This window comes from Flaviaestuariibacter amylovorans (assembly GCF_039541815.1).
GTDB classification, from domain to species: Bacteria; Bacteroidota; Bacteroidia; order Chitinophagales; family Chitinophagaceae; genus Flavisolibacter; species Flavisolibacter amylovorans.
This window is the reverse complement of the sequence record NZ_BAABGY010000006.1, coordinates 179,417-192,576: the sequence shown is the minus strand read 5'-3', so window position 1 is coordinate 192,576 and position 13,160 is coordinate 179,417. Positions and strand designations below refer to the sequence as shown.

The 13,160-nt window shown below is 62.0% G+C and carries 11 protein-coding genes; 4 read left to right on the top strand and 7 right to left on the bottom strand.

The annotated features are described in order from the left end of the window. Nucleotides 1-83: 83 nt before the first annotated feature. Complete coding sequence (locus ABD937_RS07020) at nt 84-716, bottom strand: trimeric intracellular cation channel family protein (RefSeq protein ID WP_345254596.1); 633 nt, start codon at nt 714-716, stop codon at nt 84-86. A 168-nt stretch (nt 717-884) separates the two neighbouring features. Further along, a complete protein-coding gene (locus ABD937_RS07015) occupies nt 885-3,278 on the bottom strand; it encodes an alpha-ketoacid dehydrogenase subunit alpha/beta (protein ID WP_345254594.1) in 2,394 nt (797 codons plus the stop codon). Nucleotides 3,279-3,385: 107 nt separating this feature from the next. Here ABD937_RS07015 and ABD937_RS07010 point away from each other — a divergent pair, with 107 nt between their 5' ends. The 4 genes from ABD937_RS07010 (at nt 3,386) to ABD937_RS06995 (ending at nt 7,210) form a co-directional block, all read left to right on the top strand. Beyond that, on the top strand, nt 3,386-3,811 hold the full coding sequence (locus ABD937_RS07010) for a DUF1573 domain-containing protein (protein WP_345254592.1): 426 nt from the start codon (nt 3,386-3,388) through the stop codon (nt 3,809-3,811). A gap of 1 nt (nt 3,812) precedes the next feature. Then, the gene (locus tag ABD937_RS07005) at nt 3,813-4,307 is read left to right on the top strand and encodes a DUF1573 domain-containing protein (protein ID WP_345254590.1); all 495 of its coding nucleotides are present in this window, start codon (nt 3,813-3,815) and stop codon (nt 4,305-4,307) included. Nucleotides 4,308-4,760: 453 nt separating this feature from the next. Next, nucleotides 4,761-5,984 (top strand): pyridoxal phosphate-dependent aminotransferase, encoded by a 1,224-nt coding sequence (locus tag ABD937_RS07000; protein ID WP_345254588.1) that lies wholly within the window; start codon nt 4,761-4,763, stop codon nt 5,982-5,984. Nucleotides 5,985-6,292: 308 nt separating this feature from the next. Further along, on the top strand, nt 6,293-7,210 hold the full coding sequence (locus ABD937_RS06995; RefSeq protein WP_345254586.1) for an SRPBCC family protein: 918 nt from the start codon (nt 6,293-6,295) through the stop codon (nt 7,208-7,210). Between the two features lie 330 nt (nt 7,211-7,540). Here the strand turns inward: ABD937_RS06995 and ABD937_RS06990 are convergent, their stop codons facing one another. The 5 genes from ABD937_RS06990 to ABD937_RS06970 all read right to left on the bottom strand — a co-directional run bounded on the left by ABD937_RS06990 (nt 7,541) and on the right by ABD937_RS06970 (nt 13,013). Continuing rightward, the gene (locus ABD937_RS06990; RefSeq protein WP_345254584.1) at nt 7,541-7,933 is read right to left on the bottom strand and encodes a response regulator; all 393 of its coding nucleotides are present in this window, start codon (nt 7,931-7,933) and stop codon (nt 7,541-7,543) included. Nucleotides 7,934-7,966: 33 nt separating this feature from the next. Beyond that, nucleotides 7,967-8,788 (bottom strand): XRE family transcriptional regulator, encoded by an 822-nt coding sequence (locus tag ABD937_RS06985; protein WP_345254582.1) that lies wholly within the window; start codon nt 8,786-8,788, stop codon nt 7,967-7,969. A 306-nt stretch (nt 8,789-9,094) separates the two neighbouring features. Further along, nucleotides 9,095-9,847, bottom strand: coding sequence for a 3-keto-disaccharide hydrolase (locus ABD937_RS06980; RefSeq protein WP_345254580.1), 753 nt, complete (start codon nt 9,845-9,847; stop codon nt 9,095-9,097). A gap of 76 nt (nt 9,848-9,923) precedes the next feature. Further along, nucleotides 9,924-11,723 carry a serine hydrolase domain-containing protein gene (locus tag ABD937_RS06975; protein ID WP_345254578.1) on the bottom strand — a complete coding sequence of 600 codons (1,800 nt, stop codon included), beginning with the start codon at nt 11,721-11,723 and terminating at the stop codon, nt 9,924-9,926. Nucleotides 11,724-11,732: 9 nt separating this feature from the next. Continuing rightward, nucleotides 11,733-13,013, bottom strand: a complete 1,281-nt coding sequence (locus tag ABD937_RS06970; RefSeq protein WP_345254576.1) for an AraC family transcriptional regulator — start codon at nt 13,011-13,013, stop codon at nt 11,733-11,735. Nucleotides 13,014-13,160 lie beyond the last annotated feature (147 nt).

Sequence of the window (13,160 nt, the reverse complement as noted above, 5' to 3'; positions counted from 1 at the left end):
AGTTAAGGTTTTTTCCCCAAAACCGGCACCCGTAAGAATACGATAAAAAACAGGAGCTCGCCCCATCCCCGGCGGCACCGCCTCTACCCGTTCAGTTGCTCGTCCTTGTAGAAACGGGGAAGCGAGAGCCGGTAGCGCACGGCGATCCAGCGGATGGCGAAGATGAGGCCGATGCAGGCGATCTTGGAAACGTCCTCATTCAGCGGGGTCTTGCGGAGAAAGTAGTAGGCAGTGCCGCCGGCGATGCAGGCGAGCGCGTAGATCTCGCGGCGGAAGATGAGGGGCACGCGGTTGAGCAGCACGTCGCGGAGCACGCCGCCGAAGCAGGCCGACATGGTGCCGAGCGCGATGCAGATGGAGGCGCTGAAGCCTTTCTGCATCCCGATCTCGAGGCCGATGATGGTGAAGAGCCCGATGCCGAGCGCATCGAACAGGAAGAAAGCGGTTTGCAGGTGCTTCAGGTATGCGCCGAAGAACATCGTTGCGATCGCGGCGCTGAAGATGACGAGGATGGCCGTTTCGTTGGTGAGCCAGCCCACCGGCAGGTTGCCCACGAGGATGTCGCGGAGCGTGCCTCCGCCGATGGCCGTCACAAAGGCGATGATGAGCACCCCGAACGGATCGAGCTTCCGCTCCATGGCCGAAAACGCACCCGATATGGCGAACGTGGCCGTACCCAGGATGTCGATGAGGGAGAGGAACTGGCTGTAATGCATCGTGAATCGTCAATCGTGAATGGGTCGTTTGTGACCGGCCATTTCTTTCGTGTACCGAAGATCATGAAAAAAGCCGGGAAGCGGCGCTTTCCGGCTTTGAATATGGCGTAAGCCAGCACGCCCCACGGCGGCCGTCTATTCACGATTGACGATTCACGATTCACGTCCTCACTCTGCCATCATCTCCAGCACGTTCTCGAGGATCTCCTCGGGGTTCGGCTTCGAGAAATAGTCGCCGTCGGAGCCGTAGGCGGGGCGGTGGGCCTTCGCCGTGATGGTGCGCGGGGAAGCGTCGAGCCAGCGGTAGCCGCCCTGCTCTTCCATCACCTTGTTGAACATGTAGGCCGCGGCGCCGCCGGGCACGTCTTCGTCGATGAAAGCGATGCGGTTCGTTTTCTTCAGCGAGTCGAGGATCTTGTGGTTGATGTCGAAGGGAAGGAGCGTCTGCACGTCCACCACCTCGCAGCTCACGCCCTGCTGCTCGAGGAGTTGCGCGGCCTCGAGCACCACGCGGAGCGTGGAGCCGTAGGTCACGAGCGTGATATCGGAGCCGGCGCGCACCACCTCGGGGATACCGAGCGGCACGGTGTAGTCGAGCAGGTTGGCCGGCAGCTTCTCCTTCAGGCGGTAGCCGTTGAGGCATTCCACCACGATGCCGGGATCGTTGGCGCGCAGGAGCGTGTTGTACATGCCTACGGCCTGCGTCATGTTGCGGGGCACGCACACGTGCATGCCGCGGAGCGAGTTGATGACCATGCCCATGGGCGAGCCGCTGTGCCAGATGCCCTCGAGGCGGTGCCCGCGCGTGCGCACGATGAGGGGACAGCTTTGCTGGCCCTTGGTGCGGTAGTGCAGCGTGGCCACATCGTCGGAGAGCGGCTGAAGGCCGTAGAGCAGGTAGTCGAGGTACTGGATCTCGGCGATGGGGCGCAGGCCGCGCATGGCGAGGCCGAGGCCCTGGCCCATGATGGTGAGCTCGCGGATGCCGGTGTCGAAGATGCGGCTCTCGCCGTATTTGGCCTGCAGACCCGAGAAGCCTTGGTTCACGTCGCCGATGTAACCGAGGTCCTCACCGAAGGCCACCGTTTTTGGATTCGAAGCAAATAGCTGGTCGAAGTAGTTGTTGAGCACCTCGAAGCCGTTGAGCGTCGGGGCGTCTGCCGCAAAGTCGGCCTTCACCTCGGGAACCTTCAGGGCGCTCTTCGGGCCCTCGTTGTATAAATACGTATTGTACAGCGACGTGTTCTCTTTCTTCAGGTCGTTGTAATAGTCGCGGAGCCAGAAAGCGGCATCGTGGTTGCCGGCGAGGGCGAGGGCGGCCCGCAGCACGCGGAGCACGTCGCGGCGGAGCGGCTCGCGAAGTCCGGACAGCTCTTTCGACAGACCCTGCAGCTTGTCGGCGGCGGCGGGGATCTTGGCGGCTACGTCCTGCAGCAGGTCGGTAGCGCGGGTCACCTGCTGCTTTATCGGGGCGAGGTAGCCGTCCCAGGCGGCTTGCTTGCTTTGGCGCACCTCTTCGCGAACGGCGGTCTCGATTTCTTCGAGCTCGGATTCTTCGGCCAGGGCGTTGGCGATGATCCACTCCCGCATCTTTACGAGGCCATCCCACTGGCGCTCCCACTCGAGGCGCTCGGGCGTTTTATAGCGCTCGTGCGAGCCGGAGGTGGAGTGCCCCTGGGGCTGCGTCACCTCTTCTACGTGGAAGAGTACGGGGGTATGCGTTTCGCGGGCAATGCGGATGCCTTCCTCGAAGGTCTCGCAAAGCGCCGCGTAATCCCAGGCCTTCACCTTGAAGATGCGGAAGCCGTTGGTGCCGTCCTGCTGCTGGAAGCCCTCGAGCACATCGGAGATGGAGGCCTTGGTGGTCTGGTATTTCTTCGGAACGGAGATGCCGTAGCCGTCGTCCCACACGAACACGGCGAGGGGCACCTGGAGCACGCCGGCAGCGTTGATGGTTTCCCAGAAATGGCCTTCGGAGGTGGAGGCATCGCCGATGGTGGTGAAGCAGACCTCATTGCCCTTGTCGGAAAGGCCCGTTTCGCCGGCGAGGCCGGGGATGTTGCGGAAGCACTTGGAGGCAAAGGCGAGGCCGAGGCCGCGGACCATCTGGCCGGCGGTGGGCGCGATATCGGAGGAGATATTCTTGCGGTTGACGAGGTCGAGCCACTCCCCTTCTTCCCCTACCCAGCGCGTAGCGAAGTGGGCGTTCATCTGGCGGCCGGCCGAAAAGGGGTCGTGCTCGATGTTGGGGTCGGCATAAAGCTGGGCGAAGAACTGCTGCACGGTGGCGAGGCCCGACGCGAACATAAAGGTCTGGTCGCGGTAATAGCCGGAGCGGAAGTCGCCGGGGCGGAAGAACTTGGCCATGGCCACCTGGGCCACCTCCTTGCCGTCGCCGAAGATGCCGAACTTGGCTTTCCCGGTCAGCACTTCCTTACGGCCGAGCAGGCTTGTCTCGCGGCTCAGCACCACCCAGCGGTAATCCTCCAGCACGGCGTCGCGGAAGCGCTCGAAGGACAATCCTTCAGCCGACGGCCCTACCTCTTCGTATGTATGTTCCATGAGGCAAAAATAAGGTTCCGGCCGCCACCTTTAAAAAAAGCTAAAGCGTCGAAACGGCTGCCGGGTTTTGGCGGATTGTCTTATTTTTGAAGGGACAACGCTGATTTATGAAAAGACTGACCGTCCTTTTTGCATTCCTGCTTTCCTTTTCGGCGCTCCAGGCCCAGACCGAGGTGCTGCAGCTGAAGGAAACGGAATACAACTTTGGCAAGATCCCCCAGGGGAAGCCGGTATACCATGAGTTCGAGGTGCAGAACACGGGCTCCGCTCCCATGAAGCTCGACAATGTGTCGGCCTCCTGCGGCTGCACCACGCCCGAGTGGAGCAAGGAGCCGATGGCCGCCGGCGCGCCGTCCCGGATCAAGGTGGGGTATAATGCCGCCGCGGAAGGTCCCTTCGAAAAATTTATTACGGTTACATACAACGGAAACCAGACGAAAATCATCAAGATCAAGGGTGAGGTCTGGAAGGCGCCTGCCGGTGCCGCTCCCGCCAATGCTTCTGTTCAATTTTTAAAACAACAAATACAATAAGATGAGAAAACTCCTCCTTTTGGCTGCCGTACTGGTGGGTAGCCTCGCCGGTAATGCGCAAGACAAAAAGGCCGAAGAAGTGATCAAGGTAAACACCGAAGCTTATTCCTTCGGCAAGATCAAGCAGGGCGTGCCCGTAACGACCTACTTCGAGGTGACCAATATCTCCGACAAGCCCGTAGTGATCGAGAATGCCTGGGGCTCCTGCGGCTGCACCACGCCCGAGGTTCCGAAAGAGCCCATCGCGCCCGGTCAAACCACGAAGGTGAAGGTAGCCTACAACGCCGCTGCCATGGGTGCGTTCAACAAGGACGTGTACATCAAGCTGGCCGGCGTGAGCGCCCCCAAGAACGTAAAGATCAACGGTGAAGTAGTGGATGCCGCTTCCTTCGACAAGTCTGCCACGAGCGCCAAGCCGGCCGTGAAGCCCGCTGGTGAAGTAAAGACCAAGGTGAAGACCGAAAATTCCAAGACCAAGGTGAAAGCCAAGGCCTGAGGAATATCGAATAGTGAATAAAGAATATTGAATACCGAAGTGGAGCCCCGCAGTAGTGCGGGGCTTCTTATTTCGGGAAAACAGGGAATAAGGAACAGGGGAAAGAAGAAGGCAGGTGCCGCCCTTGCAAAGAGGTTTGGGAGTACCGTGCGGGCATCCGGAGAGAAGGAACGCAGATGATACGGAATTGATACGATTAACGCGGATGATTGCTGTTGGCCGGTCAGGCTGCGCACCTGCCGGCCTCCAGGCCGGGTAAGATTTTCCAGTACGATAAGGAATGTTTCGCCGGACACGACTTACCAATAAACAAATAGACCTTCTCTCCTTAGCGAAAACCTTAGCCCCTTCTTTTCTTAGCGGTAAAAAAAACACTTCTTCTCCTTCTTCTGGTTTCCCTTTTGCGGTCCGACATTCCTTGTTCCTTGTTCCGCTGTTCCCTAGCTTTGCGGCATGCTTCAAATCTCCCAGCGCGGCCAGCAGATGCCGCCCTCCCCCATACGCAAGCTCGTACCCTATGCGGAAGCCGCCAAGAAGAAGGGCGTGCACGTGTTCCACCTCAATATCGGGCAGCCCGACGTGGAGACCCCGCCCGCCATCCTCGATGCGGTGCGCAATGCCGACATCACCGTGCTCGAATACAGCCACAGCGCCGGCAACGAGAGCTACCGCCGCAAGCTGACGCAGTATTATAAAAAAGTAGGCATCAACGTAACCCCCGAAGAGATCATCATCACCACGGGCGGCTCCGAGGCCATCCAGTTCGGCTTCTTCACCTGCCTCAACCCCGGCGACGAGGTGATCGTGCCGGAGCCTTATTATGCCAACTACAACGGGTTTGCGGTGGCTGCCGGCGTAACGGTGGTGCCCATCACGGCCCGCATCGAGAACGGCTTCGCCCTTCCGCCCATCTCCGACTTCGAGACGGTGATCACGGAAAAGACGCGCGCCATCATCGTCTGCAATCCCAATAACCCCACCGGCTACCTCTATAGCCGCGAAGAGATGGAAGCGCTCAAGACCATCTGCCTGAAGCACAACCTGTACCTCTTCTCCGACGAGGCCTACCGCGAGTTCTGCTACGATGGCGCCTACATCTCGGCCCTCCACCTCGAAGGCATGGACGAGCACGTGGTGCTGATGGACACGGTAAGCAAGCGCTACAGCGCCTGCGGCGCCCGCCTCGGCGCTTTCGTGACCAAGAACAAGAACGTTCTGGCAGCGGCCATGAAGTTTGCGCAGGCACGCCTTTCCCCCCCGGGGCTGGCCCAGATCCTGGGTGAGGCCGCCGTAGACCTGCCCGAAGCCTATTTCGACGCCCCCAAAGCCGAATACATGGCCCGCCGCGACCTGCTGGTGCGTCGGCTCAACGCCATCGACGGTGTGTTCTGCCCCAACCCCGGCGGCGCCTTCTATGCCATCGCGCGGCTGCCGATCGACGACTCCGACCGCTTTTGCCAGTGGCTGCTCGAGTCGTTTGAAAAAGACGGCAATACGGTGATGCTCGCACCGGCCACGGGTTTCTACGGTACACCCGGTCTTGGCAAGAACGAGGTGCGCCTCGCCTACGTGCTGAACCAAAAGGACCTCTCGGCAGCTATGGATTGTCTTGATGCCGCGCTCAAGGTGTACCCGGGCCGCACGGAAGCAGCGCCCACGGCTGCCCTCGCGCAGTAGTTTCACGCGCCGCCGGCGGAGGCCGGCCCAAAGCCAGGCACGCAAATACTTTAAGAGACGCCCCCTCGGTGCGTCTCTTTTCGTTTTACGGGCATGCGTGCCTGTTGCAGTTCATTTGCGCTCGTTGCCCTGTTAGCGCCTTTGCGCGAAACGGTTGCCCGCGCCAGGAGGCGCGTAACGCCCTTGGGGAAATTGCCCCTCATTCACCCGGGGGAGCCGGCAAATCGGGCGCTGCGCGGTGCCCCTGCCTGAGGGCACAAGTTTTGCAAAAACTGCCGCAACACTTCATCTAAACAAACCCTGCAGTTATGGCAAATAACGAGAACTACGGCAGCTGGCATGCCGACAATGAATTCCAGCCCACAGAGGGACAAAGCGGCGTGGTCAACGTCGGGCAGACTGAGCGCCTGTTCAGCACCGCGATGGGCGCCTTCCTTCTTTCCTCCGGCCTCAGCAACCTGTTCCGCCACCCCGTAAACGGGCTGCTGAAAACGGCCATCGGCGGTTACCTCATGTACCGCGGCGCCTCCGGCCACTGTCCCCTTTACAGTACCATCGGCAAGACCCGCGACGTAGAGCGTACCCAGGCCATCAACATCCGCACGAACCTCATCGTGAACAAGCCCAAGGATGAAGTCTACCGCTTCTGGCGCAAGCTGGAGAACCTGCCCCTCTTCATGAAGCACCTCGCCTCCGTCACCGAGATCGACGAGAAGCACTCCCACTGGGAAGCCGTCATCCCCGGCGGCATCGGCCGCATCAAGTGGAACGCCGAGATCGTAAAAGAAGAGGAAGGCTACCTCATCGGCTGGCAGTCCATTCCCAACGCCACGATCTCCAACGCCGGCAAGGTGGTCTTCCACGACGCTTTGGGCGGACAGGGCACGGAGCTCGAGGTGGTGATCTCCTACCATGCCCCCGCCGGTGAGCTCGGCGCAGGCATCGCCAAGGCCCTCAACCCCGTCTTCGAGCGCATCATCCGCCAGGACGTCATGAACTTCAAGGAATACATCGAGACCAAACACGGCGCCACGGGTAGCGGTGCTTCGGCTGCAGCCACTTCCGGCAGCAACAGCAATAACGCCAATAGCAACAGCAACGCCGGCAGTGGCAATGGCGGCACCCCCACCATGAGTGCCAATACCGGCAGCGGCAGCGAGGGCGGCAACGCAGGCACTTCCGGCAACGCCGGCAGCAGCGACAACCCGGGATACCAGGCACACTAAGCACACCCGGCGCCTTGCCCATAAAACAAAAGAGAGACGCTCCCTCAGCAAGGAGCGTCTCTCTTTTTGTATACCAGCACCGGCAAACTTCCGCCTAGAATTAGTGTTTCGTTAAGCACAGAAACCAGCTTGTGTTAGATTTTTTTCGCCTTTGCGCCTTTGCGTGAAACCCGCTTCGAACCGTGAGCAGGGCCAGGCGCCTGCCGCGGGTTCATCCAAAGGGGGCTCCGGGCATGATGTGCGACATAGAATTTCGTTCCACCGGAGGATCGCTATCGCAGCGGCAAGAGCCCGGCGAGATAAACCCGCTATTCTACGATTAACAAAACGCTAGAAGCGGCAGCGATCGCCAAGCTGCACGGCCAGCGCTTCGAGGTCCTCGAAAAGAATCGGCTTCGTCAGGAAATCGACGTTCCACTGTTTAGCGAAGCTGCGATCCTCGACGCTGTTGGAGGTGGTGAACAACAGCACCGGGATGGCGGCATAGCCTGCATTTTGCCGGAGGAGGGCAAGCGTTTCGCGGCCGTCGAGCTGGGGCATATTGAGGTCGAGCACGATGAGCCGGGGCAATTCCGCTTCCGGGGTAGCGGCAAGCGCCTCGAGTAGCTCCGCACCGTTGCTGAAATGACGGATCCGGATATCCGGCACCCGCTCGAAGGCAAGCTGGAAGAGGTAGAGATCATCGAGATCGTCCTCGGCGTAAAAGATGGTGGGTTGGCGCATATGGTGGCCGCAACCGCGGCGGGTGGATTTTCGTTACGAATGAGGGGTTCCGGCGGTGCCGCCGCGCTGCACGAGCGCCTGCAGCCGTTGCTCGAGGTCGGCGATCCTGCTGATTACCTGGTCGGCCGGGGGAGCCAGCTCCGAAGAAAGTACGTATAGCACCTGCCAGAGCTCCAGCAGCTCCGCCGGACGCAGCTCGAGCAGGCCGGTACCGGGGGCATCGGCGATCAGCTGCAGGCAACCGGTGGCTGGGATGCGATTCAGTACCCGGCGGAGCAACAACTCGCGGCCGGCAGCGAGCAACAGGTAAGGCTGACCGTCCAACACGGCCCCGGGCCCTGCTACGGCGCGGCAGATCACCCGGTCGCCCGTACGGAAACGGGAGGCCATGCTGTCGTCCGCCACCTCGAACACGCGGTAGCTCCCGGGCGGAAGGCCAGGCATCGAAAACTGCGGCAGCGCCGCCAGCCAGGCGGGGTCCTGCCGGTACGCGGCGTACCAGGCGGCGTCGCGGCAGGATACCGTGGCCATGGATACGGGAGTAGCCGGGGGCGCGGCGGTCTCCCGTTCTTTAGTGCCCGTGGCGGGGGGCGCGGAAGCACGGACCGCCGGCCGCGGAAACCCGTTCGGCGGACCGCCGAAGGCATGGGCAAGGTCGCGGGTCAGGAGCTCGTCGATGCTGACGCCGAACACCTGCGCGAGGCGCACCAGCACCTCAGGGTCGGTGGGGCTCGAGAAGCCGGCTTCGTAGTTGGCGATCGTGGTGCGTCCAAGCCGGATGTCGTGGCCGAGCTGCTCCTGCGTTTTCGCGGAGCGCTTGCGCAGGTGCCTCAGGTTTTGTGCGAAGTAGGTCAAAGGATCGGGTTAAGAAGTGAATTTCCAATTATACTGACAATCGCGGGGCGAAAATGTCAAGATGTTGAACAAAGTTTAAAAAAAATCTTCGATTCTCCCAGCTAAACTTTCACAACAATGCCTAACCGTATAAAAACTAGCTGGCGCCAACCAGCCATATATGGATGAGGTTCACTTGTCTGGCAAGCAAGTGTGAGTTACGTGCAAGTCTACCCGCTTCAATAAAATTCTTCCAATCGAAAAAGGCCCTCCAAACAGGAGGGCCTTTTTCGATCGGCTCGCCGACGCGCGGCCAGCCGGTTCGATCTATAGCGTGCGGATGCGGATGTTGCGGAACCACACGGGGTCGCCATGATCCTGAAGGGCGATGCGGCCCGAGCGGAAGGTTCCGAAGCCGGGCATGTCGCGGAACTTGCTGCCGGCCACCAGCCGGCGCCATTTATCGCTCCAGAGGGTGGTTCGGAGCACCGCGATGCCGTTGAGGAAGAATTGCAGGTCGCCGTTGTGAGCAACGATACGGGCCTCGTTCCACTCCCCCGGCGGGCGTGCCGCTTCCTGTGCCACCACGAGGTCGTAGAGGTCGCCGGCCCGGTGCGACCGGATCTTGCCGTCGGGGTGCCGCTCATTGTCGAGCACCTGCATTTCGGGTCCCGTTTGCCAGGGATAGGCGTAGCGGGCGCTGTCTTCCTGCACGTAGAACATGATGCCGCTGTTGCCGCCGGCTGCGATCTTCCATTCGAGGCGCAGGTCGAAGTTGGCAAAGGTCCCGGCACTGACGAGGTCGCCGCCAGGGAGGGGCTTGCCGTTTTGTGCCGCGCGCGGATCGAGGTGGAGTGTGCCGTCGGCCACTTTCCAGGCCCCGCCGGCCTCCATGCGGCCATAGCTGTGCCAGCCCGTAGTAGTACGGCCGTCGAAGAGGGGGCGGAAGCCGGCCTGCCGCTCTTCGGCAGACAAGGAGCTCGTGGAGTCGGTGGTCATCGCATGCGGTTGCGCCGGGCGGCAGCCCGGGAGCCCGGCGGCCAGCAGCAAAGGGAAAAGCACTTGTGTCAAGTGGGTCATCGGCAGCAAGATAAGTCCTTGCCGCGCAACCCGGACCACGGCAACAGCCTCGGCAAAGAGCGGTTCACCGGCACCGTTAGCGCCCCAACTTCTCCAGTGCTTCCTGCTGCTTCGGGTCGATGTCCAGCGCCGTGCGCCAGGCCGCGCGGGCATCTTCCCTCCGTCCCTGCAGCCAACGCAGGTCGCCCTGCCGCAGCCATACCACTGCCGAGCGCGGGTGCTGCGCGAGCGCTACCTCGAGGAGTGCTTCCGCGGCCCCGGTGTCGACGTCGCGCCGGTTCAGCCGCTCCCAGATGCGGTAGGTCTGCGCATACTCATTTTCGTTCAGTGCGGCAAAGACCACCTTTGCCTCGGCATAACGTCCCTCCGCAAGCAACTCGGACGGGGTTCGCTCACCGGACGCCATCCGCGGCATCGCCTGCGCCCCGGTTTGGAAGGCCGTTCGGAAGGCGCGCACCGCGCCGGAGCTGTCGCGCAGGAAGTAGCCCGGCACCCCGAAGTCGGTCAGCAGCAACGTGTCGCGCCCCGTGGGGAAGCTGTAGATGGGCCGTCCGCCGTTGATGCGCTCCACGAGGTAATCGCCTTCGCGGGTAAAGGCCACCACTTCGTCGGTGCCTTTCCGGTAGCGGCCGCAGTAGCTGTCGAGCAAGGCGCCGGGCAGTGTCACCGGCAGCACTTCGTCGGGGAGGAAGTTCGTCCAGCCATATGCCCGCGCCACGGAGCGCCGCAGCTCGGTGCCGAGGCCGTTGAAGTCGTCGCCCGTATTCATCAGGATCACGACGCCCTTGCCGCCGGTGACCGAGCCGATGGCAAAGGCCGTAAACCCGGCATTAACGCCCTGGTGCTCGAAATACTTTCCATCCGGGCTCTTATTGTCCGTGCGCTCGAGCAGGAAGGCCCCCAGCCCCATCGACTCGCGGTAGGCGCCCTCGCTGATCGGGGCGGCGGGGCTGACCATCGCCTGCACTGTTTCCCGCTTCAGGAGCCGGCCCTTGCCGGCAGCGCAGCGTTGCAGCTCGATCAGCAATAGCGCGAGATCGGTTGCAGTCGTATAAAGTCCGGCGGCCGCCCCTTGCGGGTACACATAGGGCACACCCTTGAACCAGGGCGCCGCGGAATAGGCTCCCGACGCTTTCTTCTGAAATGAAGCCGGCAGCGGCTGCGCAAAGGTGGAGTGGCGCATGCCGAGGGGCCGGAACAGCTCCTCCTGCGCGATGCGCTCGAAGTCTTTTCCGAGGAGGTCGGTGAGCGCCAACTGCAATACCATCATGCCCCCGCCCGAATAACGGAAGCCCGCGCCCGGCTCGCTGTTTACGATCACCGGGTTGCAGTCGGTCCCGGGAGCGCCACTCAGTATCTGCACCACCGTAGGCAGGGGCGACTTATCGGGCAGGTAGCCCCAATAGGCGGATTGGGAGGCACCGCCCGTATGGCTCAGCAGCATCCGGACTGTCACTTCCTTGTTCCATTGGTTGGGCGGCAGCTTCCAGCTGCGCAGGTAGTGGTTTACGGGGGTGTCGGGGTGCATCCGCCCGCGCTCTACCTGCCGGTGCACCAACACGGCGGCCACGAGCTTGCTGATGGATCCGGCCGAGAACATCGTCTCACGCCCTACCGGCACCCGGCGCACCGTATCTGCCAGCCCGTACGACGCGGTCCAGTCGATGTTATAATTGTCGATGACGGCGATGGAGAGGCCCGGCACCTTGTATTCGGCCATGCGCGCCGGGAGGTTCCAGCCCGGGAAGCCACGCACGGGGGTAAAGGGCATCAGCCCGTTCTCGACGGCCTTTTTGCGGGACGCCGGGGTACCGCCCTGGGCGTTCGCACCGGAGACGAGCAGCAACAGAAGAAGCGAGGTCAGGATTCGAAGCATGAAGTGATTTTAGGGCAAGATGGCGCCACCGCTGCCTTCCGGTCGCCCCGATTTATGATCTGACCCCACCTTTTCCAGCGAGAGTACACGCATGCTGCCGGGGCGCACGGCGTTATATTCACTGGGCGCATGGCCGGTGTGCTTGCGGAAGGCCCGGTTGAAGGTATTCTTGGAATTGAACCCCGAGTCGAAGGCGATGCCGAGCAGGGTCTGCTGCTCCTGCTCGCCCGCCGCCAGGGCTTCGAGTACGGCACGCACCCGGTAATGATTCACAAAGTCGTTGAAGTTGACCCCGAAGCCGCGGTTGATGGTGCGCGACAGCGTTGCCGTATTGGTTCCCAGGAGGCGGGCCAGGGCGCCGAGGTTGAGCTCGGGGTCGCGGTAAGGGGCAGCCGAAACCATGAGGTCGAGCAGGCGGCCTTTCCAGGCAAGCAGCTCCGGGTCGGGCGGCTCCGGCTCGGGGTCGGTGGCGGGCAGCAGGAAGCCCGGCTCCTCGGTGCCGTTCCCGTGGAGCGGCACCACGCGGTATCCCTCCCCTTCGGCGGCAAACCGGAGTACGGTCCGCTCCCGGCTCATCAGCGCGTTGAGGCCAATATAGTATAGCAGCACCGCAAAGGCCAGGAAGGACCACCACTTGAACGTAAAGCCACCCCAGCCGGGCCAGATCAGGAACACGGCCAGGCCGATGGCCTGTACGGCGCCGAAGGCCAGGAGATACTTGCGGATCCAGGAAAAAACGGCGTTGCCGGCATCGCTCACCGACTCCAGCAGCAGGCGCCGGTATACCCGGTAGTAGCGGTAAGCAGCCCAGAGGTAACCCCCCATCGACACCATGCCGGCCACGGCGTACCAGGTGTCCAGGTCGCGGTCGTGCCCGTCGGCATAGAACCAAGGGCGCCCGAGCACGAGCTTGTCGGTCACGAACATGACGCAGCTGTAGCCGATATACAGCGCCGCCGGGAGGAAGTGCAGGAGGTCCCGCCTGCGGAAGGCAGCCTCGGGGTTCAACAGGCAGCGGGTATAGCCATAGAGCAGGGGGCCGATGAGGAAGCGGTGCTGCAGCGGCAGGTAAAAGAGCAGGTCGCGGTAGGGCTGCTGGCTGTACCAGCCGGCATGCCCGAGCATCCAGGGCGCGATATAGAGGCAACCCGCGACCAGGAAGGCGGCCAGCCAGTAGTACGCGGGCTGCCCTTCGGCCTTTCCCTTGCGCAGCAGCAGCGCGGCAAAGAGCAGTGCCTGCAGGAAGAACAGCAGCAGGAAGGAGCTATAGAACGAGAAGTGAAAGTGCATCGGGCGTCCCGGTTTTCACCCTGAAAGTACGTGCTCCGGCGCGTGCAGCCTTGGCATTTTGGCGGGAATGCGTCGCCGTTCCCAGGAAAGAGCAAAAAAAGAGCAAGCGACGGTTCGGCAAGCCTGCTCTTCCCGGGCCCCGCAGAC

What these genes read in the sequence shown, in the direction of transcription:
- ABD937_RS07020 (WP_345254596.1), bottom strand. Translation starts at nt 716, where the DNA reads ATGCATTACAGCCAGTTCCTCTCCCTCATCGACATCCTGGGTACGGCC.
- ABD937_RS07015 (WP_345254594.1), bottom strand. Translation starts at nt 3,278, where the DNA reads ATGGAACATACATACGAAGAGGTAGGGCCGTCGGCTGAAGGATTGTCC.
- ABD937_RS07010 (WP_345254592.1), top strand. Translation starts at nt 3,386, where the DNA reads ATGAAAAGACTGACCGTCCTTTTTGCATTCCTGCTTTCCTTTTCGGCG.
- ABD937_RS07005 (WP_345254590.1), top strand. Translation starts at nt 3,813, where the DNA reads ATGAGAAAACTCCTCCTTTTGGCTGCCGTACTGGTGGGTAGCCTCGCC.
- ABD937_RS07000 (WP_345254588.1), top strand. Translation starts at nt 4,761, where the DNA reads ATGCTTCAAATCTCCCAGCGCGGCCAGCAGATGCCGCCCTCCCCCATA.
- ABD937_RS06995 (WP_345254586.1), top strand. Translation starts at nt 6,293, where the DNA reads ATGGCAAATAACGAGAACTACGGCAGCTGGCATGCCGACAATGAATTC.
- ABD937_RS06990 (WP_345254584.1), bottom strand. Translation starts at nt 7,933, where the DNA reads ATGCGCCAACCCACCATCTTTTACGCCGAGGACGATCTCGATGATCTC.
- ABD937_RS06980 (WP_345254580.1), bottom strand. Translation starts at nt 9,847, where the DNA reads ATGACCCACTTGACACAAGTGCTTTTCCCTTTGCTGCTGGCCGCCGGG.
- ABD937_RS06975 (WP_345254578.1), bottom strand. Translation starts at nt 11,723, where the DNA reads ATGCTTCGAATCCTGACCTCGCTTCTTCTGTTGCTGCTCGTCTCCGGT.
- ABD937_RS06970 (WP_345254576.1), bottom strand. Translation starts at nt 13,013, where the DNA reads ATGCACTTTCACTTCTCGTTCTATAGCTCCTTCCTGCTGCTGTTCTTC.